This window comes from Bacillus sp. FSL R7-0672, assembly GCF_038601465.1.
GTDB lineage: Bacteria > Bacillota > Bacilli > Bacillales > Bacillaceae > Bacillus > Bacillus pumilus.
Genome location: NZ_CP152010.1, coordinates 3,161,844 through 3,187,897, shown reverse-complemented (window position 1 = coordinate 3,187,897; position 26,054 = coordinate 3,161,844). Strand labels below are relative to the sequence as shown.

30 protein-coding genes are annotated in these 26,054 nt (G+C 39.6%); 28 read left to right on the top strand and 2 right to left on the bottom strand.

What is annotated here, in order from left to right; genetic code table 11:
• Nucleotides 1-42: 42 nt before the first annotated feature.
• The 7 genes from MKY18_RS16270 (at nt 43) to MKY18_RS16240 (ending at nt 7,765) form a co-directional block, all read left to right on the top strand.
• Nucleotides 43-1,380, top strand: coding sequence for a UDP-glucose/GDP-mannose dehydrogenase family protein (locus tag MKY18_RS16270; protein WP_044140047.1), 1,338 nt, complete (start codon nt 43-45; stop codon nt 1,378-1,380).
• 14 nt (nt 1,381-1,394) lie between these two features.
• A complete protein-coding gene (locus tag MKY18_RS16265) occupies nt 1,395-2,324 on the top strand; it encodes an NAD-dependent epimerase/dehydratase family protein (RefSeq protein ID WP_065097927.1) in 930 nt (309 codons plus the stop codon).
• Between the two features lie 39 nt (nt 2,325-2,363).
• Nucleotides 2,364-3,821, top strand: coding sequence for an O-antigen ligase family protein (locus MKY18_RS16260; protein WP_065097928.1), 1,458 nt, complete (start codon nt 2,364-2,366; stop codon nt 3,819-3,821).
• 72 nt (nt 3,822-3,893) lie between these two features.
• Nucleotides 3,894-4,571 carry a sulfur relay protein TusF gene (locus MKY18_RS16255; protein ID WP_065097929.1) on the top strand — a complete coding sequence of 226 codons (678 nt, stop codon included), beginning with the start codon at nt 3,894-3,896 and terminating at the stop codon, nt 4,569-4,571.
• A 23-nt stretch (nt 4,572-4,594) separates the two neighbouring features.
• Nucleotides 4,595-5,350, top strand: coding sequence for a glycosyltransferase family 2 protein (locus MKY18_RS16250; protein ID WP_342497580.1), 756 nt, complete (start codon nt 4,595-4,597; stop codon nt 5,348-5,350).
• A gap of 19 nt (nt 5,351-5,369) precedes the next feature.
• The gene (locus tag MKY18_RS16245; protein ID WP_223252835.1) at nt 5,370-6,566 is read left to right on the top strand and encodes a glycosyltransferase; all 1,197 of its coding nucleotides are present in this window, start codon (nt 5,370-5,372) and stop codon (nt 6,564-6,566) included.
• A gap of 131 nt (nt 6,567-6,697) precedes the next feature.
• A complete protein-coding gene (locus MKY18_RS16240) occupies nt 6,698-7,765 on the top strand; it encodes an MraY family glycosyltransferase (protein WP_003212692.1) in 1,068 nt (355 codons plus the stop codon).
• Between the two features lie 35 nt (nt 7,766-7,800).
• On the opposite strand, the gene MKY18_RS16235 is transcribed toward MKY18_RS16240, so the two are convergent.
• On the bottom strand, nt 7,801-8,889 hold the full coding sequence (locus MKY18_RS16235) for an LCP family protein (protein ID WP_065097931.1): 1,089 nt from the start codon (nt 8,887-8,889) through the stop codon (nt 7,801-7,803).
• Complete coding sequence (locus MKY18_RS16230) at nt 8,874-9,542, bottom strand: YigZ family protein (RefSeq protein WP_003212936.1); 669 nt, start codon at nt 9,540-9,542, stop codon at nt 8,874-8,876. Before MKY18_RS16230 ends, MKY18_RS16235 begins: the two co-directional genes overlap by 16 nt.
• A gap of 221 nt (nt 9,543-9,763) precedes the next feature.
• On the opposite strand from MKY18_RS16230, the gene MKY18_RS16225 reads away from it, so the two are divergent.
• From MKY18_RS16225 to raiA, 21 genes are all read left to right on the top strand, one after another.
• Entirely contained in the window at nt 9,764-10,939 is a 1,176-nt protein-coding gene (locus MKY18_RS16225) for a sensor histidine kinase (RefSeq protein ID WP_003213166.1), read from the top strand.
• A gap of 64 nt (nt 10,940-11,003) precedes the next feature.
• Entirely contained in the window at nt 11,004-11,693 is a 690-nt protein-coding gene (gene degU / locus MKY18_RS16220) for a two-component system response regulator DegU (RefSeq protein ID WP_008348273.1), read from the top strand.
• A gap of 217 nt (nt 11,694-11,910) precedes the next feature.
• Nucleotides 11,911-12,753, top strand: coding sequence for a DegV family protein (locus tag MKY18_RS16215; RefSeq protein ID WP_044139336.1), 843 nt, complete (start codon nt 11,911-11,913; stop codon nt 12,751-12,753).
• Between the two features lie 119 nt (nt 12,754-12,872).
• The gene (locus MKY18_RS16210) at nt 12,873-14,252 is read left to right on the top strand and encodes a DEAD/DEAH box helicase (protein ID WP_342497579.1); all 1,380 of its coding nucleotides are present in this window, start codon (nt 12,873-12,875) and stop codon (nt 14,250-14,252) included.
• A 66-nt stretch (nt 14,253-14,318) separates the two neighbouring features.
• Nucleotides 14,319-14,612, top strand: coding sequence for a competence protein ComFB (locus MKY18_RS16205; RefSeq protein WP_044139337.1), 294 nt, complete (start codon nt 14,319-14,321; stop codon nt 14,610-14,612).
• The gene (locus MKY18_RS16200) at nt 14,609-15,295 is read left to right on the top strand and encodes a ComF family protein (protein ID WP_181462031.1); all 687 of its coding nucleotides are present in this window, start codon (nt 14,609-14,611) and stop codon (nt 15,293-15,295) included. The genes MKY18_RS16205 and MKY18_RS16200 overlap by 4 nt, the downstream gene beginning before the upstream one ends.
• A gap of 56 nt (nt 15,296-15,351) precedes the next feature.
• Nucleotides 15,352-15,771, top strand: coding sequence for a TIGR03826 family flagellar region protein (locus MKY18_RS16195; RefSeq protein WP_044139338.1), 420 nt, complete (start codon nt 15,352-15,354; stop codon nt 15,769-15,771).
• Nucleotides 15,772-15,850: 79 nt separating this feature from the next.
• Complete coding sequence (gene flgM / locus MKY18_RS16190; protein WP_003213252.1) at nt 15,851-16,114, top strand: flagellar biosynthesis anti-sigma factor FlgM; 264 nt, start codon at nt 15,851-15,853, stop codon at nt 16,112-16,114.
• Between the two features lie 18 nt (nt 16,115-16,132).
• The gene (locus tag MKY18_RS16185) at nt 16,133-16,615 is read left to right on the top strand and encodes a flagellar protein FlgN (RefSeq protein ID WP_034660146.1); all 483 of its coding nucleotides are present in this window, start codon (nt 16,133-16,135) and stop codon (nt 16,613-16,615) included.
• A 15-nt stretch (nt 16,616-16,630) separates the two neighbouring features.
• Nucleotides 16,631-18,151, top strand: a complete 1,521-nt coding sequence (flgK, locus tag MKY18_RS16180) for a flagellar hook-associated protein FlgK (protein WP_044139339.1) — start codon at nt 16,631-16,633, stop codon at nt 18,149-18,151.
• 9 nt (nt 18,152-18,160) lie between these two features.
• Nucleotides 18,161-19,072: a flagellar hook-associated protein FlgL gene (gene flgL / locus MKY18_RS16175; protein ID WP_044139340.1), complete on the top strand. Its 912-nt coding sequence runs from the start codon at nt 18,161-18,163 to the stop codon at nt 19,070-19,072.
• Between the two features lie 48 nt (nt 19,073-19,120).
• Entirely contained in the window at nt 19,121-19,699 is a 579-nt protein-coding gene (locus MKY18_RS16170) for a DUF6470 family protein (protein WP_342497578.1), read from the top strand.
• A gap of 28 nt (nt 19,700-19,727) precedes the next feature.
• Nucleotides 19,728-20,162, top strand: coding sequence for a flagellar assembly protein FliW (gene fliW, locus MKY18_RS16165; RefSeq protein WP_044139341.1), 435 nt, complete (start codon nt 19,728-19,730; stop codon nt 20,160-20,162).
• Nucleotides 20,156-20,380, top strand: coding sequence for a carbon storage regulator CsrA (gene csrA / locus MKY18_RS16160; protein WP_044139342.1), 225 nt, complete (start codon nt 20,156-20,158; stop codon nt 20,378-20,380). Before fliW ends, csrA begins: the two co-directional genes overlap by 7 nt.
• 153 nt (nt 20,381-20,533) lie before the next feature.
• Nucleotides 20,534-20,875, top strand: a complete 342-nt coding sequence (gene flaG / locus MKY18_RS16155; RefSeq protein ID WP_003213002.1) for a flagellar protein FlaG — start codon at nt 20,534-20,536, stop codon at nt 20,873-20,875.
• A 20-nt stretch (nt 20,876-20,895) separates the two neighbouring features.
• Nucleotides 20,896-22,425 carry a flagellar hook-associated protein 2 gene (locus MKY18_RS16150; RefSeq protein WP_044139343.1) on the top strand — a complete coding sequence of 510 codons (1,530 nt, stop codon included), beginning with the start codon at nt 20,896-20,898 and terminating at the stop codon, nt 22,423-22,425.
• A 17-nt stretch (nt 22,426-22,442) separates the two neighbouring features.
• Nucleotides 22,443-22,847, top strand: a complete 405-nt coding sequence (gene fliS, locus MKY18_RS16145) for a flagellar export chaperone FliS (RefSeq protein WP_003212886.1) — start codon at nt 22,443-22,445, stop codon at nt 22,845-22,847.
• On the top strand, nt 22,844-23,185 hold the full coding sequence (fliT, locus tag MKY18_RS16140; protein WP_003212921.1) for a flagella biosynthesis regulatory protein FliT: 342 nt from the start codon (nt 22,844-22,846) through the stop codon (nt 23,183-23,185). The genes fliS and fliT overlap by 4 nt, the downstream gene beginning before the upstream one ends.
• A gap of 13 nt (nt 23,186-23,198) precedes the next feature.
• A complete protein-coding gene (locus MKY18_RS16135; RefSeq protein WP_003213093.1) occupies nt 23,199-23,579 on the top strand; it encodes a hypothetical protein in 381 nt (126 codons plus the stop codon).
• A gap of 32 nt (nt 23,580-23,611) precedes the next feature.
• Nucleotides 23,612-25,297: a methyl-accepting chemotaxis protein gene (locus MKY18_RS16130; protein WP_044139344.1), complete on the top strand. Its 1,686-nt coding sequence runs from the start codon at nt 23,612-23,614 to the stop codon at nt 25,295-25,297.
• 189 nt (nt 25,298-25,486) lie between these two features.
• Nucleotides 25,487-26,050, top strand: a complete 564-nt coding sequence (gene raiA, locus MKY18_RS16125) for a ribosome-associated translation inhibitor RaiA (RefSeq protein WP_003213481.1) — start codon at nt 25,487-25,489, stop codon at nt 26,048-26,050.
• The last annotated feature ends 4 nt before the right edge of the window (nt 26,051-26,054 follow it).

The window sequence follows — 26,054 nt, the reverse complement described above, 5'->3', positions numbered from 1 at the left end:
CAGCTTGGAACGGACAATATGCTTTTACTGAGAGGATGAACAATGTTGAAGAAAATTGCTGTGATTGGAACAGGGTATGTCGGGTTAGTATCGGGTACTTGTTTTGCTGATATCGGAAATCGTGTCATCTGCTGTGACATCGATGAATCAAAAATCAACAGCTTAAAAAGTGGTGTCGTTCCCATTTATGAACCGGGTTTAAAGGAATTGATTGAAAAAAATACGGAAGAAGGAAGACTGTTTTTTACAACCAATATTCCTGCTGCTATCCGGGAATCAGAAATTATCTATATTGCTGTAGGGACTCCGATGACAGCACAGGGGGAAGCAGATTTAACGTACGTGAAAGCTGTCGCTCAAACAATTGGTGAACATCTAAATGGCTATAAAATCATCGTCAATAAAAGCACAGTGCCCGTTGGAACAGGCCGGCTCGTTCAAGCCATTGTTGAAAAAGCATCGCGCAGTAAATACCCTTTTGATGTCGTATCCAATCCAGAGTTCCTCAGAGAAGGCTCTGCCATCAAAGACACGATGAATATGGAGCGGGCAGTAATCGGCTCGACAAGCACCCATGCGTCAACCATCATCAAAAGATTGCATGATCCGTTTCAAACAGAGGTTGTGGAGACCAACTTAGAAAGTGCTGAAATGATTAAGTATGCTGCAAATGCCATGCTTGCCACAAAAATCTCATTCATCAATGACATTGCAAATATTTGCGAGCGGGTGGGCGCTGATGTTGAAAAAGTTAGCGAAGGCGTTGGATTAGACAGCCGCATCGGGCATAAATTTTTAAAAGCGGGCATTGGATTTGGGGGTTCTTGTTTCCCGAAAGACACGATGGCTCTTCTCAAAATTGCCGAAACAGCCGGATACCGGTTCAAGCTGATCGAGTCCGTGATTGAAACGAACAATCACCAAAGAGCGCACCTTGTCAGCAAACTGATGAGTGTATTCGGTGATATTAGAGGTAAAACCATCTCTGTTTTAGGTCTCGCATTCAAACCGAATACGAATGATATGCGTTCTGCGCCTGCATTAGACATTATCCCAATGCTGAGAGAGCTAGGTGCTTTTGTGAAGGCCTATGATCCGATTGCTTATGTAGAAGCAGAACGAGAGCTTGGCCCGCAGGCTGTCTTCAGTAATGACCTGTATGAAACAGTAAAAGATACGGATGCTTGCCTCATCCTAACAGAATGGGATGACGTACAGAAGATGGATAAAGATCAAATCAAGCAGCTGCTTCGTTCACCGATTGTAATTGATGGAAGGAATTTGTTTGATCCAGCAGAAATGAAAGAGAGAGGATTTATTTACCAGTCTATCGGCCGCCCAGGCGTATGGGAAGCAGAATTGGTATCAAAGGCACAATAACAGGGGGAGCTTGGATGAAGAAAGTATTGGTTACTGGGGGAAGCGGATTTATTGGATCACACACGGTAGAGGCTTTACTAGAAAAAGGCTACGAGCCCATCGTTCTTGATAACTTTTCAACTGGATCTCGGGAAAATATTGACCACCTTTCCGTTCAATGCATTGAGGCAGATGTCACAAAATCAGAAACGGTCGATTTGATCAAACAAATAAGACCGGATTATATCGTTCACCTTGCAGCACAGGTGAGTGTCGCCGTTTCCGTTCAGAATTTCGTTTATGACGAAGAGGTCAATATCAAAGGGTCTCTGAATGTCATGAAAGCAGCTGCTGAAACGGGGGTGGAGAAAGTGGTATTTGCCTCATCGGCAGCTGTCTATGGAGATCCAGTCTATTTGCCAGTAGACACCGCTCACCGGTTAAAGCCTGGTTCGCCTTATGGTTTATCGAAACTCACAGTAGAGCGATACTTAGAAATGGCAAAATCACTGTATGATGTGGACTATTGTATTCTTCGGTATAGCAATGTTTATGGTCCGCGACAAGATGCACTTGGCGAAGGCGGGGTTGTCTCTATTTTCTCTGATAAGTTTGCAAAGGATGAGGCTCCTTTCATTTTTGGAGACGGGGAACAAACACGAGATTTCATCTATGTAGGTGATCTAGCAGCAGCGAATGTTGCGGCTTTAACAGCTCAATCAAACGTTTGTTTAAATATTTCATGTGGTGTTTCGATCACTGTGAATGAGCTATTTCAAACGATGAAGCGAGTGACGAGGTCGCATCTTGAACCAATTTATAAGCCGCAGCGTGCAGGTGATATTGTGCATAGTACATTGGCAAATGAGGAAACGAAACAAGTCTTAGCATGGGAGCCTGTTGTGAGTTTACAGGAAGGTTTGGCTCGTACCATTTCCTACTATGAACAGGAAGTCAAGGCTTAATCCCTCAAATCGGATGGGTTGCTTAGGAGGAAAATGGGTATGAGTGTGAAACAAACAGCATGGCAAATCATGATTGGATGTATTTTGTTTGCAGCAGGGATCGGGCTTGTACAAATGGCATCCGCGCAGCCCGTCGGGTTAAAGAAGATGGTAGCTGTTCCGATTATACTTCTGATCCTGTCGGCTGCTCTCGTGTTGATGAAGCTGTACATGAATGGTGAGCAAATCTTCATGTCAGCCATCTATCTTTTGATTACATTGACCTTTCTCAACAACGCGTTCTTTTCTATTAGTGCAGGATTCTTTAGTCTTTTTCTCTACCGTATCATGCTCATCGCCACCTTTACTTTATTCATATGGCGGATGAGAGATAAGGGGACGTACATATCGCAGTGGCAGCAGATTCGTGTCAAAGGACTTCTTGGTTTTTTCGCTGTATGGTTTCTTTACGGGCTCATCTCACTGCTTTGGGCTCATTCGGTCACATACGGCCTGAAATATATGTCCCTTCTTGCAATGGGGATGGGATTTGTCTTTCTAGTCGTCATGTATATTCAGCGAATGGATCAAGTGGTGACTTTTTATAGCATTTGGCTTGTCATGACTGTATTTGTGATGGGGATTGGGTTCTATAATCACTTTACATTGAACCATTTACCGAATACCTCATTATATCTAGGGCCAGTGTATAAACAGCACTATCCTACATCTGTCTTTTTTAATCAGAATGACTTTGCAACGTTTTTATCGATTAGTTTCTTTTTATATCTAGCATGCATGCGTCAAATGAAAAACGGTTATATCAAAGCGTTTGGATTATTAGGTGCAATCGCAGCGCTGTATCTCATTTTGTTAACCGAATCCCGCGCTAGTCTGCTTGGGATATTTGCAGGAGTGGCGATCTATGTGTGGTTGCTGCTGCCGCGTTTTCTCAAAAAGTGGTCAATCGTTGCAGCAAGCGGACTTGTCGTCATCGGTATCGCTGTCTTTTCAGCCAAGATTTATTCGATTTTTTATGACTTGTTTCTCGCTTCTCAGGTCGCGCATTCTTTTAGTGAACCACTCCCGTCTAACATCGCGAGAGCAAATTTAATCAAAAATGCTTGGCACTTCTTTACGAATTCATACGGATTCGGAGTTGGAGCGGGGAATGTGTCTTACTACTTAGCTCACTTTTCGATCTTTGACACAGACCAGGTCGTAGAAGTGCACAATTGGCTGCTGGAATTGATGACGAACTTCGGATTTGCAGTCATGCTGGGCTATATCTCAGTATACGCCTATCTCATGTTCACACTGTACAAACAATACCAATGGGCTGACACAAGATCGGCAAAAATGATCATTGAGGGGTTGTTTGCAGCCATGCTGAGCTTTCTCGTTTCAAGTATCAGTCCTAGCTCCGTCTCGAATTTATATTTCCACTGGGTATTTTTAGGACTGGTGATCGCAGCGGTGAATATGCTGAAAAACAAACAACGACTCAAGCTGTGGTAAACCGTGTGTGATGCTTTGTTTGTATGGCTACACTAGTGAAAGAGCAAATACGTCAATGTTGGGAGAATGAACATGTCTGGTTTCATATCAAGGATAGGGAAGCGAATCAAAAAGTACATCGTATGGCTCATACTGCTGCCTGTCGTATTAGGCGTTTTTGGTTTCTTTTTTGCTAAAGGAACTACGCAGCAGTCTAGTTACACAGCTGCTGTTACCCTCACTCTCGGTAAATATGATGATGGGGTGTATAACAATATGGCAGAAGTGACATCTCTATTAAAAAGCGATGCATTTCTAAACGAAGCACTCAGTGATGTGAAAGAAGAAGAAAGACAGGATGTGAAAACCCGTCTCATCCTTACCAATCAATCGGATACACAATTACAGCTGTCTTTCACGGATGCCGATAAGGGTCGTGCTTTGGCTGTTGTGAAGCAGGTGTCAGATACATTTCTCAAGCAAGATAAAGCGTTATTTACAAAAAGGCAGCAGGTGATTGAAAGTAGATTAGCTGCTCTTGAAGACGAATCGGTCAGCAATGATTCCAAAGTTGATAAAGAACGATTCTTATATGAATTGGAGTCAACAAAGCTTGGAATGAAGCAGGCAAAAATTGTTGATCCTGCCCAAGTACTTGATGAAGGCAATAAAGGCATGTCAGCTAAAAAACGTGCACTTCTTGGGCTTGTCATTGGCTTTAGTATCTCGCTCATGTTTGTGGTCTTACCCGAAGTGTTCAAAGAATCTTAATGATGAACTGGAGATGAGTCTAGGTGAACAATCAACCGTTAGTATCCATCATTACACCTGCGTATAATGCGGAACGTTATTTAACGGATACAGTTCATTCCGTCCTTGCCCAAACCTATGCCAATTGGGAGCTGATCATTGCAGATGATTGTTCTACAGATGGAACTAGAAAGCTATTAGGGGATTTAAGTCAAGCGGACGACAGAATCAACGTCATTTATTTAGAGGAAAATGGGGGAGCTGCCATTGCTAGAAACGCAGCCATCAAACAGGCAAAAGGACGCTTTATCGCTTTTTTAGACAGCGATGATATGTGGAAAGAGACGAAGCTCGAAAAACAGGTAGACTTCATGCTGACAAATGATTTTGCTTTTACATTTACGGCATATGACATCATTGCAGAAAACGGAGAATCATTAGAAAAAACCGTCACTGCGCCAGCGAGATTAGACTATAATGAAGCCCTGAAAAACACCATTATCGGCTGTTTAACGGTCATGCTTGATCTTCAAAAGATAGGACATGTGGAAATGCCGAACATTCGCACAAGGCAGGATTTAGCTACTTGGCTGTCTATATTAAAAAGAGGATTTACAGCCTATGGTATGAGTGAACCGCTCAGTGAATATCGCATCGTTGGGAACTCCATTTCTAGTAACAAGTGGAAAGCAGCGAAAAAAACGTGGTTTGTCTACAGAGAAATTGAGCAGCTTCATTTTGTCAAAGCGTCTTGGTGTTTTATGCACTATGCGACAAATGCTGTGAAGAAGCGCTTATAAACAGAAGGGAAAAAAGGTGATAAAGGTGAAAGCAGACTCGATCATACATGTTGTCGTAGCGACGGGAGAATGGGGACAGGACGGACTGAGGTACAGACGGCATCGGCTGGCCGAATTTCTAGCATCTGATCCAGAAACAAAAGAGGTCATCTGGGTATGCCCGTCATCATCTCGTCATACAGCTCCCTTTCAGCCCATAACAGATCGAATGAAGCAATTGACCATTCCTGATGTGCTCAAGAGCAAATTATTTCGCTTTGGTCGATATCAAGACATGTTCTATATTCATAAATTATCCCCTCTTCTTGAACATTTGCGGCAGGAGGAAAAGAAGGGGATCGCCGTTTGTTTATGGTATACGTTTCCGGGCTTTCCGCTCTTATCTTCTTTATTTGAATGGAAACATATTGTCTATGATTGCAGTGACCTGTGGGGAGAGCCGATAAGCGGCAACCATAACATCCTTTCTTATATGAGGCAGCGTGTCATTGTCAAGGCAGAAAACCGAATCATTAAATATGCACACAGCATTACATGCTCTTCTCAATATTTACACGATCAAATCAAAAAACGTCTTATGGGAGAACCGAAAGATGTGTTTACGGTGGAAAATGGCGTCGAGTACGATGTGTTTGCGAAAAGCAATCTTCCGTGTAAAGAAGATGTGCTGGAAGGAAGAGAAGGGACTGTGCTTGGTTTTATCGGAGGAATTAAGCCAAAGCTCGATTTTGACATGATAGCTGAAGCTGCTCGTATGCGGCCTGATTGGACATTTTTATTTGTCGGTCCGGATGGAACGAATGGAGATCCATCCTTTCAGCATGCACTCAAACTGCCTAATGTGATTTGGACAGGTGCTGTTGCTCCAGAAGAAGTGCCTGCTTATATGAAGCTGATTGATGTAGGTATGATGCCATATAAACAATCCCCTTACAATCAAGCGGTGTTCCCTCTCAAGCTTTATGAATTTTTAGCCGCTGGAATACCGGTTGTCGGTTTAAATCTCCCATCAACGGAAAGGCTAAAAGAGAAGGATGTGTATGAATATTTAGAGGGCGATGATCCTGCGCTCTTCGTAGAAGCCTGCCTGAAAGTGATCAGCAAAAAAGACGACACGAGCTATAGACATCTAAGACAAAGCCGAGCGAAGAAAAAAGATTGGCACACGCTGTTCACAAACATGGTGGAACTAACGAATATTAAAGAAAACGCATAATTCATTCGGGATTGTGCGTTTTTACTTGTTTCATCACCGGGGGAGGTTGTGATCATCCTCTATTCAATTGTATAATGGAAAGAGCGGCCAATATACAAAATACAGATTTCAATTTAGAAGGAGACTGACCTATGGATTACGAACGCGCCTTATTAGCGTTTTTTGTCTCTCTGGCTACAGTTTTAATTGTGACACCAATCGTCAAAAAGTTTGCAATTAAGATTGGTGCAGTGGACCAGCCGAATAAACGAAAAGTTCATGATAAAGTAATGCCTCGAATGGGTGGTTTGGCAATTTTTATTGGAGTAGCGGCTGGAGCATTAGCAGGCGGGCTGTTTCTACATAATAAAATTACAGCAATTTCAGTTGGTGCCGTACTCATCGTCATTTTAGGTATATTTGATGATAAATATAATTTAAGTGCAAGATTTAAATTTCTCGTACAAGTCCTTGTTGCTTGTTTGATTGTGAGCACGGGCTTAAAAATGGACTTCTTCTCTGTTCCTTTTTTAACAGATCGAATTGAGTTAGGCTGGATGGCATATCCCCTCACCGTGCTATGGATTGTCGGCATCACAAATGCCATTAATTTAATTGACGGCCTTGATGGACTAGCTGCCGGTATTTCTGTCATCGGTTTATCAACGATTGCAGTGATGGCATTTTCTGCTGATAAGATTCTGATTCTTTCTTTATCTCTTGTCGTCATTGGCAGTACGATCGGCTTTCTCTTTTACAACTTTCATCCGGCGAAGATTTTTATGGGAGATACCGGTTCGTTATTTTTAGGCTATATGATCTCGGTGCTGTCACTTTTAGGGCTATACAAAAGTGTCACTTTGTTTAGTGTTGTTGTTCCTGTGATCATTCTAGGTGTTCCTATATTTGATACGACCTTTGCAATCATTAGACGCATATTAAACAAACAGCCGATTTCATCACCGGACAAATCTCATATTCATCATAGACTAATGGCCTTTGGCTTGTCCCATCGCATGGCTGTCATCGTGATTTACATGATTGGCTTAGTCTTTAGCTTAAGTGCGATTTTGCTGACAAGCGCGACCATTTGGTTATCGCTGATCATTATCTTTTTACTGGTGATGTTTATGCAAGTGATTGCGGAAGTCACGGGTTTGGTCAACGAAGAGTTCAAACCATTTACGAAATTCTATAAACGAATGGTGAAAAGACAATAAAAAACAGCCCGTTCCTAGGAACTGGGCTGTTTTTATTATTGCCCTGACGTGCTGGAAGGATTAGTTGTATCACTTGATCCTGTTTCACCAGAGGATGGATTGGTTTGTGAATCTGTTTCAGTCGAAGATTCAGTAGGAAGCTTTAAATGCGTCCGTAATTCATTTTGTACGTTAGCTAGATTGGTTTGATCTGGCTCAAAGTAATACGTTCGATTTGGTCCTAAATAAAGATCTGACCCTTTAATAGAAAGTGTTTCTGTGTCGTCTCCCTTAAACCCGCTGTAGATTTGCTGAAGCGCAAGACCTTCTGTGATACGGAAGTTGGTCGTAATGTGATCACTGACTTCTTTTGCGATATTATCGACGTTCGCAATGTTATTTGCCTTCGACATTTGATCAATCATTGCACGTAAAATTTGTTTCTGACGATCATTACGTCCAAAATCACCGCGTGGATCTTGTTTTCTCATCCGAGCGTAAGCAAGTGCTTCTTCCCCGTTTAAATGCATGTTGCCTTTTTTGAAGTAAATCTTTTTCGATTTTTTCACATCACTTTTTTCATTGAAGTCAAATGGAACATTGATATTAATTCCGCCGACTTCATCAATGACATCCTTGAATCCGTCAAAATCAACGGTGGCATATTTATCAATTGGAATATGCAAGAATTGTTCGACAGTTTCAATCGTCTCGTCTTTTCCGCCTTTAGCAAATGCTGCATTGATCTTTTCTTTACTTCCTGTCGTGTCACTTGCAAGCTGTACGCGTGTGTCACGAGGGATACTAACCATTTTCATCGTTTTGTCTTGAGGGTTAATCGTTGCAACAATAAGTGAATCTGAACGGCCATGATCACCATCTGTGGCATAATCCTCAATTCCGACAAAAAGTACAGAGAAGGGTTTCTTTTTAATATCAATGACCGCATCACGAAGCTTCGATTTCTCTCCGCGGTTTAGTTCGTCATATGTTTTGTCAGCGGCTTGAAGTGTATTGACTATTTTATAGACTGCAAATCCGCCCATGCATATGATAAGAAGCAAAAATAAGACCAGGATACGTTTGAAAATTTTCTTCTTCTTACTCTTTTTCTTTCGTACACGCACTTTTACTCGTTGTGCCATTCATCTGTCTCCTTTATCGGACCAATGTCCTTTTCTAAATAAATCAGTTCGCCTTCTTTTGTAACACTCTTTCCATTTGTCAGCTCAGTCATCCATTCAATGAACTGCTCTGTTTGTGTTTCTTCTACATACGTCTCAAAAATAACATCTTCTGCATAATGAATTTCTTTTAGCTGAAAAGATGAGGCTCTAAGCTCATTCTCTACCTTTCCAAGCCATGTATAATCTATTGTTGTGTGCATCGTACGCATTAAACAGCGCTCTACCATCCCAACATGGTTGATGGCTTCTGATACAGATTTTCCGTAGGCACGAATCAAACCACCGGCGCCTAGCTTAATACCGCCGAAATAACGAGTGACTACTACGACTGTATCTTTCAGCTTCCGTTTTTTTAACACTTCAAGCATTGGCACACCTGCTGTACCACTTGGTTCACCATCATCATTCGCTTTTTGAATCAGGTCATGTTCTCCAATGAGATAGGCAGAACAATTATGTGTGGCATTCCAATGTTGTTTTTTAATGGATTGTATAAATGCTTGTGCTTCTTCTTCTGAGACAGCACGCTGTATATGACAAATAAAACGTGATTTTTCAATGACGATCTCATGCTCGCCACGACTTTTTACTGTAAGATAGCGATGCAGCAAAAGACATACCCTCCTGAAAAGCAAATTGTAAGACTAGAGAAAATTTGCTTTGATTTTAGAATTTTACAGCGTATTTTGTTATGATGATAGGGGTAGAAAAAGGGTCGTCATAAAAACTTCATGATTTATACGCATTCTTTCATTATAATTCGACATAAAATGCAGATCAATGACATTTATAATAAAAAAAGATGACATCACTGTTACGGGAGGGAAAAGCCATGACAACACCTAAAATGGATCCGAAATTATTGGATTCAATCATCATGAAAATGCTAAGTACAGTTGATGGCAGCAAGGACGAAGTATTTAGGATAGGCGAACAGTCCCGTCAACAATATGAAAGCCTTGTAGAAGAGCTGAAGCAAATCAAGCAGCAAGTAAACGAAGTAATTGATTTTGGGGATAAACTAGAAGTCCATACGAGACATGCTAGAAATCGCTTATCTGAGGTCAGCAGAAATTTTAACAAATTTAGCGAAGAAGAAATACGCGAGGCCTACGAAAAAGCACATAATCTGCAAGTGGAACTCACCATGATCCAGCAGCGTGAAAAGCAGCTGAGAGAAAGAAGAGATGATCTAGAAAGACGATTGTTAAGCCTTCAAGATGTCATTGAACGCTCTGAAACGCTTGTGAGCCAGATCACAGTTGTTCTCAACTATCTCAATCAGGACTTACGCCAAGTTGGCGTGTTACTTGAAGATGCTCAGGCAAAACAAGATTTTGGACTTAGAATTATTGAAGCCCAAGAAGAAGAGCGCAAAAGGGTATCCCGTGAAATTCATGACGGTCCGGCCCAGATGCTGGCAAACGTAATGATGCGTTCCGAATTAATTGAACGGATTTTCAGAGACCGTGGGACAGAAGAAGGCTTTAAAGAAATTAGAAGTCTCAGACAGAATGTGCGAAATGCTCTGTACGAAGTGAGAAGAATCATTTATGATTTAAGACCAATGGCTTTAGATGATTTGGGTCTCATTCCGACGCTAAGAAAATATTTAAACACAATCGAAGAGTATGATGGAAAAACCAAGATCACGTTCCAATGCCTAGGGGATACAGAAAGCGAAAGAATTGCTTCACAATTTGAAGTGGCACTGTTTAGACTAGCCCAAGAAGCTGTCACAAATTCATTAAAGCATTCCGAAGCTGAAGAAATCTCTGTAAAAGTAGAAGTGACGAAAGACTTTGTCACGTTAATTATCAAAGACGATGGAAAAGGCTTTGATATGAAAGATGTGAAAACAAACAAAAACAAATCCTTCGGTTTACTTGGCATGAAAGAACGCGTAGACTTACTGGAAGGTAAAATGACCATAGACTCAAAAATAGGTCTAGGGACATTCATCATGATTCGCGTGCCATTAACATTGCAAAATAAAATTGTAAAATAGAGACAAAAGACATATTGACCATAAAGTTCAGGTGTAGAACAATAAATATGGGGAGGCGTAGCTTGTGACTAAAGTAAATATTGTAATTATTGATGATCACCAATTATTCCGTGAAGGTGTCAAACGGATTTTAGATTTTGAACCTACTTTTGAAGTAGTTGCAGAAGGAGACGACGGAGACGAAGCTGCACGTATCGTAGAACACTATCATCCGGATGTTGTCATTATGGACATTAATATGCCGAATGTAAATGGTGTAGAGGCTACAAAGCAGCTAGTTGAGCTTTATCCCGAATCAAAAGTCATTATTCTATCTATTCATGACGATGAAAACTATGTGACACATGCATTGAAAACAGGAGCAAGAGGCTACCTGTTAAAAGAAATGGATGCAGACACGCTCATTGAAGCAGTGAAAGTTGTAGCTGACGGAGGATCTTATTTACATCCGAAAGTTACTCATAACTTAGTAAATGAATTCCGACGCCTAGCGACTAGTGGCGTTTCAGCACATCCACAGCATGAAGTATATCCTGAAATTCGCAGACCACTTCATATCTTAACGAGACGTGAGTGCGAAGTACTTCAAATGTTAGCTGACGGAAAGAGCAATAGAGGAATTGGTGAGTCGCTCTTTATTAGTGAGAAAACAGTCAAAAACCACGTGAGTAACATTTTACAAAAAATGAATGTAAACGACCGTACACAAGCTGTTGTTGTAGCAATTAAGAACGGCTGGGTAGAAATGAGATAATGTTCCGGACAAGTACTCCTTTTTCGCCTGTTTTTGGTTCTCTCACATGTCAATTGGAGAGAAATGATAGGTAGATAAGGAGTCTTTTTCGGATATAACGGGCTTGCCTATTGATTAGGCAGGCTTTTTTGATTACTATTATAAACCTAATGAACAACAATGATCATTCTTTGAAAATAAAAAAGAGCAACTTAACGGATAAGGAAGGTATTTAAGAATGAAAATAGCCGTTGTAACAGACAGTACTGCTTATATACCACAAGAGCTGCGTGATAAACATCATATTCATATGATCCCTCTCAATGTCATTTTTGGCAACGAATCATACCGTGAAGAAATAGAAATGGATTGGAAGACATATTATGAAGAAGTCAAAAAGCATAAAGACCTTCCAACCACCTCTCAGCCTGCTTTCGGTGAACTAATAGAATTATATGAAAAACTAAGTGAAACATATGATGCCGTGATTAGTATTCACCTTTCTAGCGGAATTAGTGGAACATATAATAGTGCAGCCTCAGCAAATGACCTAGTTGACGGAATTGACATTTATCCGTTTGATACAGAAACTAGCTGTATGGCGCAAGGTTTTTATGTGATAGAAGCTGCTGAAAAAATCCAAGCTGGTGCTTCTCCAGAAGAAGTGTTAGCTCATCTCAATTACCTGAAAGAGAATCAGAGAGCTTATTTTATGGTAGACGATTTAACTCATTTACAAAGAGGCGGCAGATTAAATGGTGCTCAGGCTTTTATTGGGAGCCTCTTAAAAGTAAAGCCTATACTGCATTTTGACAACAAGCTAATTGTCCCTTTTGAGAAGATTCGTACACGGAAAAAAGCCATTTCACGTATGTTTGAACTATTTGATGAAGATGCATCGCGTGGTGTCCCGATGAGAGCAACAGTGATACATGGTAATAGAGAAGAAGAAGTAGACGATTTGATTGCGCACTTATCAGAAAAATATCCTCATGTTGAATTTTATAAAAGCTATTTTGGTGCCGTAATCGGCACTCATCTAGGCGAAGGCTCTTTAGCTCTTGGCTGGGTGATTAAATAAATCCTAAAAACCTCTTTTCTCTTAGAAAAGGGGTTTTGTTTTTCTTTTTTAGCTGTTGGACGAAAGGTCATGTCTTTGCGCATAATAGGCAAACATCAGTTGAAAGGTGTTTGTTGAAATTGAACATGGACAAAGCAATGGAACTAGGGCAACACCTGCAGTCACGCCACCTGCTTACTGCTGAAACAAGATGCTCACAGTCTGATTTGGATTGGCTGGAGGAGAAAGGGTTAGTTATCCGAACACCTGCTATTGAGAGGAAAGCAAATGGTCTTATTTGCTGCAGATGTGGTGTATCAAAAAATCGGTACTTTGCCCACTCTCCGTGTGACAAGTGTCAAAAAGATTGTGTGTATTGTAGATCATGCATCATGATGGGGAAAACAACGGAATGTGGCTTTCTTTATGAATGGACGGGTCCACAAATGGAAGAAGCATGTCACTCGGAATTAACATGGCAGGGAGACCTGTCTAAAGGACAAAAAAGAGCGTCAGAAAAATTGATAGAAGCGATAAAACACAAATCTGATCTACTCATCTGGGCAGTTTGCGGGGCAGGGAAAACAGAGGTGCTTTTTCACGGAATAGAATATGCCTTACATCAAGGAATGAGTGTCTGCATTGCGACACCTAGAACTGATGTTGTACTTGAACTAGAGCCGCGGCTTAAAAAAGCTTTTCAAGGAATGAAAATAGCTGTTCTTTATGGAGGAAGTCCTCAAAGGTTCCAAATAGCACCGTTAGTAATCGCTACAACTCACCAGTTGATGAGATATAAACATGCATTTGATGTGCTCATTATAGATGAAGTCGATGCCTTCCCTTATTCAATCGATGAACGTCTCCAATTTGCTGTTTTAAAGGCAATGAGAAAGAAAGGGGTTAGGGTTTATTTAAGTGCGACGCCGTCTAAGAAAATGATAAGAGATGTATCTCGTGGACAACTAGAAGCCGTAAAAATTCCTCTGCGCTTTCACCAACAGCCTTTACCGGTCCCATCCTTTCAATGGATTGGACATTGGAAGAAGAAATTAAAAAAGAATCAGCTCCCACCTAAAGTAATGAATTGGATGCAGAAACATATTACAAAAAAGAGAAGGGTTTTACTTTTTGTTCCTTCTATTTCTACTATGAAGAAGGTAACGAAGGTTCTTAGAAAGCACCACTTAAATGTAGAAGGGGTGTCTGCTGATGATCCGGACAGGAAACAAAAGGTCCAGCAATTCAGAGATGACAAATACGATGTACTAGTTACAACCACAATTCTAGAAAGAGGCGTAACCATTCCAAATGTGCAAGTAGGGGTACTAGGTGCAGAATCTACTATCTTTACAGAAAGTGCACTTGTTCAGATTTCTGGTAGAGCAGGTAGACATCCCGATTTTTTTAAAGGAGATGTTTTCTTTTTTCATTTTGGTTTAACGAGAAGTATGAAACAAGCAAAGAAGCATATTGTAAAAATGAATGATACAGCTGAAAAAGAGTTCTCCGAAAAATAATGTAGGTTCAACTAAATTTCATGGTACATTTATATTCACAATACACAAATGGCAGGAGAGACAAATATGCTGCTCAATGCAAAAGAAACACTACTCAAGGAAATCCTCTATCAATATCTCAACCAATTAAACATGATTTGTCACTGTGAAAAGTGTATAGAAGATGTATTAGCGATTTCACTAAATCAAGTGAAGCCTCAGTATATAACAGATATCGATAAAATATCTTACAGTAAATCTGATATGGTGGACAAACAGAAGAATACGGCCATGCTGGTCATTCTCACAGAAGCCGCTTCAAAGGTCTCCGCATTTCCAAGATGCGAAAATCGTCTGCCGATAAATAAGGATAACAATTGATCTGCCTCATTTGTGAGGGGCATTTTGTCGCTTCTTTTACATGGAAATCATTACTTCTATTAAATGATGATCGTCTATGTATAGCATGTAAGCATCACCTAGAAAAAATTCAACGCCCGATTTGTCCAGCCTGCGGGAGAGCACAGTCGAGCGATCAATTATGTCAAGACTGTTCCAGGTGGAAAGAACGCCCTGATTCTACTTCATTACTTGTGAAAAATAGGTCTGTCTATGCTTACAACGATTTGATGAAAGAGGTCCTTTCCCGCTTTAAATTTCGAGGTGATACAGCTTTAGCTGAGCTTTTTAAACAAGATGTCCAAGTAGTATTTAAGCGCTCTTTTTCAATTAAAGAACCTGTGCTGATCCCGATTCCTTTAAGTAAAGAAAGACTAAAGGAAAGAGGGTTTAATCAGTCCGTCATACTTGCTTCCTTGATTGGTGAGCCGATCCTTCAGCCACTTGTGAAAATACATCAAACCAAACAGTCCAAGAAAAAGAAAAATGAACGTTTAGATCAAAAAGGAATGTTTCAAATCAAACAGACAGATGCGATCGTTCAAAGGGATGTTATCTTAATTGACGACATTTATACAACAGGGGCCACCATTTATGATGCGGCGAGAATTTTAAAAGAAGCAGGTGCCAAAAGTGTTTCCTCTTTTACGTTGATCCGTAGTTAAAATTCAGGATAATTAACCGATAATAAGAAGAGAAAATAACGTAAGGGGTTTTGGTTATGAATCAATTGGCAAACTGCCCGCAATGTAATCAGCTGTTTTTAAAAACGACCATCCAAACGGTTTGTAACAAATGCTTTGAAGAAGAAGAACGTTCTTTTGATATCGTTTATAAATTCTTGCGAAAGCAAAGTAATAGACAATCAACCATTGCTGAAATAGTAGATGCAACAGAAGTTGATGAAGAATTAATCTTGAAATTTATCCGTTTGAAAAGACTTCAAATTAGCCAATTTCCGAATATCAACTATCCTTGTGAAAGATGTGGCCAACCGATCAGAAAAAACAAGCTGTGCAACCAATGTGAACAGGACATTCATTCGCAAATGAGTCAAATGAACCAAGAAGAAGAGCGTAAAAGGGAGATTGAATCTAGGAAAAAAGACACCTATTATGCCATTAATCCTAAAAACGATTGATTCCCTAAACTAAGTTGCAGTTTGGTCGATAAAATGGATAGAATCAAGACAGACTGTAACGGAAAGCGAGAGGAATCCCGTGAAAATTAATCGATATGGAACACAACCAGTAAATCCTTACAAGAAAACATATGAGAAACAAACGTTGCAATCAAATCAAGCAAAATCAACTGATAAAGTCGAAATTTCTAAAAAGGCAATCGAAATGCAAAAGGTACCGAATATCATGAAAGAACGCCAAGATAAAATAGACCAAATTAAAAAAAGCATTGAAGCCGGAACATATCAAGTAGATACAAAGGGCATTGCTGATAAAATGCTGAATTTTTATAAACAACAATAACAAAAGGGAGTAGCGTGAATGTCAGTTAAAATAATCATTGAAGAGCTGCATCGTCTCTATGGATTGCATGAACAGCTTTTGAAGCTGTCGAAGGATAAAACAGAAATGCTGAAAAGTAATGAGATTGATGCTCTTTCAGAGGTTCTGAATTTAGAGCAAAAATATATTCAGGCCATTTCTCAATTAGAAGAAAAAAGAATTGAAGCGACAGTTCAATTTTTACAAAGTGATGAACCCCCAACCATCACCGCGTGTATCGAAAAGGCTGAAGGTTCGGATCAAGAAGAGCTCATTTCGTTATATGACAAATTAAATGACATCATGGTGGAACTGAAAGATGTAAATGAACTGAACAAACAGCTCATTCAGCAGTCGCTTCAATTTATTTCACTGACATTCGATCTCGTTAACCCTAATAAAGAAAATATGAATTACGGACAAAATGGTCTTGAGAGTTCAAAGCCTAAACAGCAGAGGGCTTTGTTTGATTCAAAGGCGTAAACAAGGAGGATACCAATGGGTTCTACATTCATGGGACTAGAAACGGCAAAAAGAGGAATCACAGCCCAGCGTGCAGGGCTTTATGTCACATCAAACAACGTCTCCAATGCAAATACAGATGGCTACTCAAGACAAAGAGTTACCTTTAAAGCAGATAATCCTTATCCAGTCATTTCAGTTTATGACGGCAAGACGTATGGCCAAATGGGGACAGGAGTTCAAGTTGGAACCGTTGAAAGAATTCGAGACAGCTTTTTAGATCTGCAATTCAGAGATCATAACAATAACTTGTCTTACTACTCAACAAAATCTGATGCCCTTTCGCAAATGGAGGGAGTTATGAATGATTTGACGGATGAAGGCTTAAACAGAGCTTTTGATAACCTTTGGAAATCATTACAGGTCCTATCCGAAACAAAAAATGCCGATACAGCGTCTGCGCGTACAGTTGTTAAAACAAGTGCACAGGCTTTAGTAGATCAATTCCGTCTACTTAATTCGTCTTTAACAACGATACAAAAGAATTTAAAAACAGAACTCGATTCAACAGCCAAAAATGTGAACACGATTTTATCTCAAATAGATGAAGTGAACAAACAAATTGCAGCAGTTGAACCAAACGGGTATCTTCCAAATGATCTATATGATACGCGTGATGCGTTGGTAGATCAATTATCTTCACTTGTTGATATTAAAGTGAGCTACAATCCATCTGGCGGGAATGCACTCAAAATTGCAGAAGGAACTGTTAACATCGACATTATCGGTGCAAATGGACAATCTGCTGGAACGATTTTGAATGGCATTACAAGCGAAAAATCTGAACTGCAAATCTCCTATGATAATACAACGGGACTTGTTAACTCACTTCAATTCGGAACAACAACCATTGCAGCAGATCAGCTTCAAGTGAATGGTAAAGTAAAAGCACTTGTTGAGGCTTATGGCTACATGTCAAATGGTGCTGAAAAAGGCATGTATCCAGACATGCTTGCAGAGCTTGATGAAGTAGCACAAGTCTTCATGGATACATTTAATGATGTGCATAAGCAGGGGTACACATTAAATGGCACAAGTGGACAAGACTTTTTTGATATCGAGAATAATAATGATCTGAATAAAGGTTTAGCTGCTCGTATCAAAGTGAGTGATGTTATTTTAGCATCAACAGATAATATTGCAGCATCTATCAATCAAACACAAGGTGACGGTTCGAATGCTACGAAATTAGCTGGTATTCAAGACTTAAAGGTACCAATCGGCGGCAATACAACGACGATCCAGGATTACTACCAAAATGTCATTGCTGAGATGGGAATTCAAGGGAAAAAGAACATAACGCTAGAAAGCAGTTCAGCCGCTCTTGTCAATTCAGCCAATGAGCGTAGAATGTCGACGAGTGCTGTTTCCATTGATGAAGAAATGACGAATATGATCCAATTTCAGCATGCATATAATGCAGCTGCGAGAGTTGTGACATTACAAGATGAAATATTGGATAAAGTAATAAACGGCATGGGTGTCGTAGGAAGGTAGGTATAACTGATGCGAGTCACACAAGGTATGATTTCTCAAAACTCACTTCGTAATATTAGTAAAAGTTATGAAAAACTTTCTAAAATAAATGAGCAAGCACAAACAGGGAGACGTTTCACAAAAACGTCTGATGATCCCGTTGCAGCAGTAAAAAGCCTTCAATATAGCACAGCAATGTTTCGAAATGATCAATATCAAAAAAACTTAAATGAAGCACAGAACTGGATTGATACATCTGAAACAAGTGTCACTGAAATCATTGATATTATGTCAAATGTACGAGATAAAGTGCTTGATGCGGCTAATGGAACAAAGCAGCCAGAAGATTTAGCAGCTGTCGGAGTAGAAATTGGCCAGATGAAGAAACAAATCATTGACGCGATGAACACTCAGATGTTAGGTAAGTTCGTATTTAATGGAACAAATACAAATGTCAAACCAGTTGTTGAGAACGCAGATGGTACGTTTACGTTTAACTTTGAAAACTATACAGATGCAAATTCTGTTAAGTCGAACATTTCTGATGGTATCACTTTAAATGTGAACTCAAATCCAATTTCAGCGTTTGGTGGACAGTCTGCCAGCGGTCAAAATGTCATTGAAATGCTGACGAATTTAGAAAACTCATTGAAAAATGGAACGTTCGCAAATTCTGATGATGCGTTAGGAAGTATCGATCACTTTAAAGAAGTGATGAGTGCTGAGCGCTCGGACTTAGGAGCCCGTTCAAATCGTGTTGACTTAGTAGGCAGTCGCTTGACTTCACAATTCGAAGTACTAAAAAATGCCAAATCAGATAATGAAGATGTAGAAAGTGAAAAAGCAATTATTGATCTTCTTCAACAAGAGGTTGTGAATAGAGCTGCTTTAGCAACGACGGCTAAAGTTATTCAGCCATCCCTTGTTGATTTCTTAAGATAATAAAAAGCATCCGTTGGGTGCTTTTTTGCATCATGGAGGTGTACCTATATGCAAATCCCTAGATTGTTAATGCAACAAACCTATGCAAAGCTGCAAATGTCGACAACTCCTTCTCGGCAAGAAGTAGAGCAGCCAAGAGCAGACCTTGAGATTCAGCAGCCCAGAGCCGTCATGAATATGACAAGGACACCGTCAAAATTAACAATAGATCAAACCGAAGCATTTGCCGATATGGATATCAAGTCGATTTTTAGGCGTTCTGAAGAATGGGCAGCTGAGGGGAAACGTGCTGTTGGAGAGGGAATGGGCCGAAGAGCGGAAGAAGGCAGTGAACTCATCAAGATCGAGAATGGTGGGAATGCAATTGCCGAGTTTGCCAAAATCAATGGCACTCCTCCAGCCAAACAATTCAATATTGGTGTGATCCCTTCATTCTTTAGTGTGAAAATTCACTATCAGCCATCTGATCTTCAAATTGAAGTGGAGCCTCAAAAAGCTATTATAGAGGCAACGCCTCATAAACCAATCGTTAACTACCAGCCAGGTAAGGTCAATATTGATATGTTACAATACCCAGATTTAAAAATAGAAGTTGACGAAACGGGCCAAAATGGTGATAAGGTATAGTTAAGAAAAATGAAAAAGGTCGTGAATTATGATCATTCAAACAAAATACCATGGTGAAGTGACAATCAAAGAGGAGCAAATCATCAACTTCTCTAATGGAATACCAGGATTTCTGGATCAAAAACAGTTTGTCATTTTACCTTTATCAGAAGAGTCTCCATTTTTAGTTCTTCAATCATTGAAAAACGCAGAGTTAGGCTTTATTGTCAGCAGTCCGTTTTTATTCTTCAATCAATATGAATTCGATCTAGACGAAACGGTCGTAGATATTCTAGAAGTAGAAGATGCCAATGATGTGGAAGTTATGGTGATTTTAACAATGGAATCTTCTATTGAAAAAACGACAGCCAATTTAAGAGCGCCTATTATTGTGAACCGGAAAAACATGAAAGCCAAGCAGGTGATTTTGCATGATTCAGCCTATCATACAAAACATTTGTTAGAGGTGGCATCCTCATGTTAGTTCTCTCGCGTAAATTAAACCAGTCGATTCAAATTGGCGATGATATTGAAGTCAAGATTATTTCGATCGAAGGCGATCAAGTGAAAATCGGGATTGAAGCTCCTAAGCACATTGATATTCACAGGAAAGAAGTGTACCTGTCTATTCAGGAAGAGAACAGTCGTGCTGCGAGTTTATCCGTAGATCTCCTCTCTCAAATATCCTCACAAAAAAAGTGAGGATTTTTTTATCTGATTCAGCTATCCTTCTCCACGTTTCTGTGTGGATGTTCACCATCTATATGAAACTTTAACAAATCGGTCCATCTATATTTAATTTGAAAATTCAAAGCCGATATAAAAGGTAGATTAAAGCACAGGAGCTGAATAACTATGTCTGTTGGTAAGTTGACATCGCTAGAGCCAATTATCGATGCATTTCAAACCCGTGTTTCTAATAACCAGAATGACAATGCAAACTCTGATTTACAAGCAAATGGCAAGGTCGTTTCAAAAGAAGAAATTGAAAAAACGCTTCAAGGAGCAAACAAGCTGATTGAACCCACTCAATTTCATCTGCAATTTGAATTACATGAAAAACTCAATGAATATTATGTCAAAGTCGTAGATAACCAAACAGAAGAAGTCATTAGAGAAATTCCTTCCAAGGAATGGCTTGATTTCTATGCGGCAATGACAGAAATTGTCGGTTTATTTGTAGATAAAAGAATGTAAGTGAAGGGAGAACATAAAAAATGGTCAATCGAATTACTGGATTTTCAAATGTGTTTGATATTGATGAAATCGTATCAAAGCTAATGAAAACTGAGCAAGCACCACTTGATAAAATGACACGCCAGAAACAAACACTTGAATGGCAAAGAGACAGCTATCGCGAGGTCAATTCGAAGATCAAAGAATTAGATGATTTGATCAACAGTTTAAACTTAACGCGTCCAACTACATATGGCGCCAAAAAAGTGACAAGCTCAAATGAATCTGCTGTCACAGCAACTGGATCAACAAATGCTGCCTCTGGCTCAATCAATGTCACCCAACTAGCGACAGCTTCTGTCTTCAAATCGTCTGGTACTTCTGGTTTTACACCTGCAAATGGCACGTTTACATTCGAGGTGACGACACCAGATTCGACAAAACCGAAAATGGTGACGATCAATACTTCTGATACCGATACAATTGATAACATTGTGTCAAAGCTAAACAACTCGCAATTAGGTGTGACAGCTTACAAAGGACAGATCTTTGATGGAACGAACTACGTGGATACAATCGCTCTTACTTCTCGGACAACAGGTGAAGGTGTCAGCATTAAAGCAGCTGATGGTAATTCAGCTTCATTCTTCACTCAATTAGGCTTCCAAGTGGATGGAGATAACAAATTAGTTGCGACGACTCAAGGACAAAAAGCGCAATACGAGATTAATGGTCTAAAAATGGAAAATAACAACAATATATTTGAGCAGGCTGGTATTACGTACGAGCTTAAAGGGACAACCGATAAGCCTGTCAGCTTAAACGTTTCAACAGATGTGGATGCAATCTTTGATAAAATTAAACAATTTGTTGATAAATACAATGAGCTCGTTGAGCAAATTAATGGTAAAGTCAATGAAAAGAAAAACAGAGACTATCAACCATTAACGGCTGAAGAGAAAAAAGGGATGTCTGAAAAAGAAATAGAGCTATGGGAAAAGACCGCGAAGTCTGGCTTGCTGAGAAGTGATTCCATTTTACGATCTGGTGCTTCTAAAATAAGAAGTGATTTATATGCTAATATTACGACAAGTGATGCGAATAAAATTCAGCTCACACAAATCGGTATTGAGACATCATCCAAGTATAAAGATGGTGGAAAGCTGGAATTTAGTAAGGATATAAATGGAGTAGAGAAATTAAGAAAAGCCATTGAAGAAGACCCGGAGAAAGTCAGACAAATGTTCATCTCGGGTAGTTTAAATGTGGATTCAAAAGATAAAGACAAAGCACAACAGCAATATCAAGAACAAGGAATCATTTATCGTGTCAAAAATTCCTTAACTGCCTTCACGAAGAGCATTCAAACAAAGGCGGGAAGCACAACGATGGAATTAAAGGAATACGGACTTGGTAAGGACCTTGATTCTTTAACAAAACGAATGGATACATTCCAAGATCGTTTAAAAATGGTGGAAACCCGCTACTACAAAAAGTTTAGCGCCATGGATAGCGCGATTCAAAAGCTAAACAACCAATCTGGCTATCTTTCTCAACTGCTTGGACAATAATTGGAGGTTTATAACATATGGCAATTCAGAACCCTTATGCCGCCTATCAGAAAAATTCTATTGAGACTGCAACACCTGCCGAGTTGACGCTTATGCTTTATGAAGGCTGCTTAAAGTTCATTAGACTAGCGAAGTATGCCATTCAAAAAGAGGATGCAGAAACGAGAAATGTGAACCTGAAAAAGGCTCAAAACATCATTCAAGAATTAAATGTCACCTTAAATCGTTCTTATGACGTATCAAATAGTATGGCAAGTATGTATGATTACATTTATCGCAGACTGATTGAAGCCAATCTTCAAAATGACGAAGAGATGTTGAATGAAGTAGAGCAATACGTAACTGATTTTCGTGATGCGTGGAAGGAAGTTATTCAAACCGATCGAAAAGGGCGCCACCACTCTATCGGGGGATCTCTATGAGTATTGTGGACCAGCTGCATGACCAAACATTAAAAATGGCAGCCGAAATAACGGCAAATCCGCAAAGTGACACCTTGGTTGAAGACTTTGATGCCTTTTTAATTGAGAGAGACGAATTAATGAGAGATATTCAGCATGAGCTGACGGATCAAGAAAAAGAAAAAATCAAAGAAATCATCCAAACAGATCAACAGATGGCGAAGCAATTAACTGTGATCCAAAATGGGATCAAAGCAGATATTCAAGCCATTCAAAAAAAGAAAACGAAACAGCTGAATTATCAAAATCCATACCAGCCTATGACGAGTGACGGCGTATATTACGATAAACGGAAATAATTAGGTGAGACCTGTGGCGTATCGTTCAGATGACTATATTTTATTAACCACATATTATGAACTTCTATTTACGATAGAAGAGAGTCTAAAATATTTAGATGAAATTGAGAAGGATTTTGCTAAAACAGAAGGGGATCGGATCTTTAATGATCTGATCCATGCCTTCTTTCATTTAGAAACAACACATCCCCTTCTGCTTTCAATTATAGAAAATGAGCACTTTGCCAAAACGATTCGTTCGTTTGATCAAATTTTTTTAAGTTTTGATATACTAGCTTTCTATACATTCCCTTCAATACACTTCCAATCATTCCTTAAAGCATATTTTATACCTGAATATAGAAAGTGGATGGATGAAATACATGCCTGTATGAGGCCGTATGTCATTCATTAATTTTTGTTCAATTCAGACTTTCGGAGGAAATTATGAGACTAAAAAATCAATTTTTGTTTGGGCTTATTGTCATATGTGTATTGTTTGTCAGTATTTTAGGATTCTCAAGCTTTATCTATTACAAAACAGATCAATCCTACAAGACGCTCCTCAGTAAAGAAGTGAAGCTTTATCAGACCTCACTGGAATTAGAGGCGCTTTTGCAAAAGCAGGAAGCACAAATCAAAACCTATGTTGTCGTGCAAGATGCTGAAAATTTACAGAAAATTGAGCAAACATATGAAGAGATTAATAAGAAAACAACGGAAGCTACAAAAATGAGCTCTGTCAAACAAGCAAAAAATCTATTAGATCAAATCTCAGAAAAGAATTATCTCTACTACACCTCAACAAACCGACTATTTAATTCATTGAATATGCAAAATCAAAAAGAATTTAACACACGCCTCAATCAAGAATTACAACCTATCGAACAAGAAATACATACCTTTACAAAAGAATTTGCTCAAACCCAGTTGAAGCAACGTGACCAAAAAATCAATCAGCTCAACCAAGACAGTAATCAATTACTATTCACTCTCATTCTAGTTAGTGCGGTCATTATTGTTGGCTTTTTGTTGATTGGGACAAGATTCGTTTATCGTATGACAAAGCCGATTGTGTCTGTCACAAATGCTGCGAGAAGGATGGCAGATGGTGACCTTACACTTGAAGAGATTGAAGTGACCTCTAAAAATGAGATTGGTCAACTCGGTACTGCTTTTAATCAAATGACAAAGCATTTGCGTCAGCTCATTTTACAGGTGCAACATGGATCAAGACAATTAGCTGATTCTGCTGCTCAGTTTGAGGAAACGATTCATCAAACCATATCGGCCAGTGAGCAGACATCTAGCTCGATTGAACAGGTCAGTGAAGCTTCACGTGAACAATCAGACGCGGTCGGAAAAGTAGCTTCTGCCATTCAAGAAGTCTCGACTGGTATGCAAAATGCAGCTGAACACACATCCGATGTTTCGGGTCACTCAATTTCAGTGACTGAAAAGGCTGAAGAGGGTGCAGCGCTTATTCAGCAATTCGTAAAACAAATGAGCTCTATCAAAGCGTCTGTGAACGAGCACCATTCCACAATGGCTCATGTACAAGCCCAGTTTACAGGCATTGAAGATTTGTTAGGTCATATCCATGCCATCGCTGATCAAACGAATTTGCTTGCTTTAAATGCTGCTATTGAAGCGGCAAGAGCAGGAGAGCATGGGAGAGGCTTTGCGGTGGTAGCAGATGAAGTGAGGAAACTGGCGGAAGAATCTAGTCAGCTGACAGATCAAATTAGTCAATTGCTCGCGAACGTGAACAAAGATACTGAAAAATCATCACATTCGATGACAAAGGTTGAGCAGGATGTAGCAGAAGGTGTGAAAGTATCGCAATTGTCAGAACAGAGCTTTCATGAAATCCTGGAATCTATTCGTGATATTTCGATGAAAGCAGAGGAACTTTCAGCCACTGCAGAGGAGATTTCAGCTAGTACAGAGGAAATATCTCAGACGGTTGAAGTCATTGAAGAAGGAGCCAAACGCAATTCAGAAGAGACGGAGTACATGTCTGCGGCTGTTGAAGAATCATTGGCAGCAAATGAAGAAATGCAAGCAGCGGCGGAGGACTTAAAAACCTTATCTCAATCGCTGAAAACATCAATATCATCTTTCACCATTTAAATGTGCGCTGGTCTTTTTCAAGAATGAGCCGAATATATATTCATCACCTATCAAGTAACAGTTGACGCACCGCAAAATTCGACAAATTTCAATAAAAATTCACATTTTTTTTACGTTTGAGCAGGAGAAAAGGAGGGAAAAGTAGAAATAGGTTTACATATCCTTAATTTTAAAGGAGGCGTTCTTTACATGAATTACAATGTCAGAGGAGAAAACATCGACGTAACACCTGCACTAAGAGATCATGTCGAGAAAAAAATTGGAAAGCTGGAGCGTTATTTTGAGACAGACGTAGATGCTTCAGTCAACGTGAACTTGAAGTTTTACAATGATCAAGAATCTAAAGTTGAGGTTACCATTCCAATGACTGATCTAGCACTTCGAGCTGAGGTGCATAATGAAGATATGTACAATGCAGTAGACCTAGCAGCCAGTAAATTAGAACGTCAAATTCGAAAACACAAAACAAAAGTAAACCGTAAATTCCGAGAGCAAGGTGCCAAAAAGCACTTATTTGCTGGAGGAAATGGGACGGCTGATGTAGCTGTTCAAGATGACGAAGAAATTGATGAAACAGAAATCGTCAGACAAAAACGTTTCAATTTAAAACCGATGGATAGCGAAGAGGCCATCCTTCAAATGAACATGTTAGGTCATAGTTTCTTCGTCTTCACAAATGCTGAGACAAATTTGACCAATGTAGTCTATCGCCGAAATGATGGAAAATATGGACTGATTGAGCCGAACGCTTAATCTG

Coding starts and splice junctions, on each gene's coding strand:
- flgL (WP_044139340.1), top strand. CDS start 18,161: ATGCGAGTCACACAAGGTATGATTTCTCAAAACTCACTTCGTAATATT.
- fliW (WP_044139341.1), top strand. CDS start 19,728: ATGATCATTCAAACAAAATACCATGGTGAAGTGACAATCAAAGAGGAG.
- MKY18_RS16215 (WP_044139336.1), top strand. CDS start 11,911: ATGAAAATAGCCGTTGTAACAGACAGTACTGCTTATATACCACAAGAG.
- MKY18_RS16270 (WP_044140047.1), top strand. CDS start 43: ATGTTGAAGAAAATTGCTGTGATTGGAACAGGGTATGTCGGGTTAGTA.
- raiA (WP_003213481.1), top strand. CDS start 25,487: ATGAATTACAATGTCAGAGGAGAAAACATCGACGTAACACCTGCACTA.
- MKY18_RS16205 (WP_044139337.1), top strand. CDS start 14,319: ATGCTGCTCAATGCAAAAGAAACACTACTCAAGGAAATCCTCTATCAA.
- MKY18_RS16130 (WP_044139344.1), top strand. CDS start 23,612: ATGAGACTAAAAAATCAATTTTTGTTTGGGCTTATTGTCATATGTGTA.
- MKY18_RS16195 (WP_044139338.1), top strand. CDS start 15,352: ATGAATCAATTGGCAAACTGCCCGCAATGTAATCAGCTGTTTTTAAAA.
- MKY18_RS16265 (WP_065097927.1), top strand. CDS start 1,395: ATGAAGAAAGTATTGGTTACTGGGGGAAGCGGATTTATTGGATCACAC.
- flaG (WP_003213002.1), top strand. CDS start 20,534: ATGTCTGTTGGTAAGTTGACATCGCTAGAGCCAATTATCGATGCATTT.
- csrA (WP_044139342.1), top strand. CDS start 20,156: ATGTTAGTTCTCTCGCGTAAATTAAACCAGTCGATTCAAATTGGCGAT.
- MKY18_RS16225 (WP_003213166.1), top strand. CDS start 9,764: ATGACAACACCTAAAATGGATCCGAAATTATTGGATTCAATCATCATG.
- MKY18_RS16235 (WP_065097931.1), bottom strand. CDS start 8,889: ATGGCACAACGAGTAAAAGTGCGTGTACGAAAGAAAAAGAGTAAGAAG.
- fliS (WP_003212886.1), top strand. CDS start 22,443: ATGGCAATTCAGAACCCTTATGCCGCCTATCAGAAAAATTCTATTGAG.
- MKY18_RS16150 (WP_044139343.1), top strand. CDS start 20,896: ATGGTCAATCGAATTACTGGATTTTCAAATGTGTTTGATATTGATGAA.
- MKY18_RS16255 (WP_065097929.1), top strand. CDS start 3,894: ATGTCTGGTTTCATATCAAGGATAGGGAAGCGAATCAAAAAGTACATC.
- MKY18_RS16260 (WP_065097928.1), top strand. CDS start 2,364: ATGAGTGTGAAACAAACAGCATGGCAAATCATGATTGGATGTATTTTG.
- flgK (WP_044139339.1), top strand. CDS start 16,631: ATGGGTTCTACATTCATGGGACTAGAAACGGCAAAAAGAGGAATCACA.
- MKY18_RS16185 (WP_034660146.1), top strand. CDS start 16,133: ATGTCAGTTAAAATAATCATTGAAGAGCTGCATCGTCTCTATGGATTG.
- fliT (WP_003212921.1), top strand. CDS start 22,844: ATGAGTATTGTGGACCAGCTGCATGACCAAACATTAAAAATGGCAGCC.
- MKY18_RS16240 (WP_003212692.1), top strand. CDS start 6,698: ATGGATTACGAACGCGCCTTATTAGCGTTTTTTGTCTCTCTGGCTACA.
- MKY18_RS16170 (WP_342497578.1), top strand. CDS start 19,121: ATGCAAATCCCTAGATTGTTAATGCAACAAACCTATGCAAAGCTGCAA.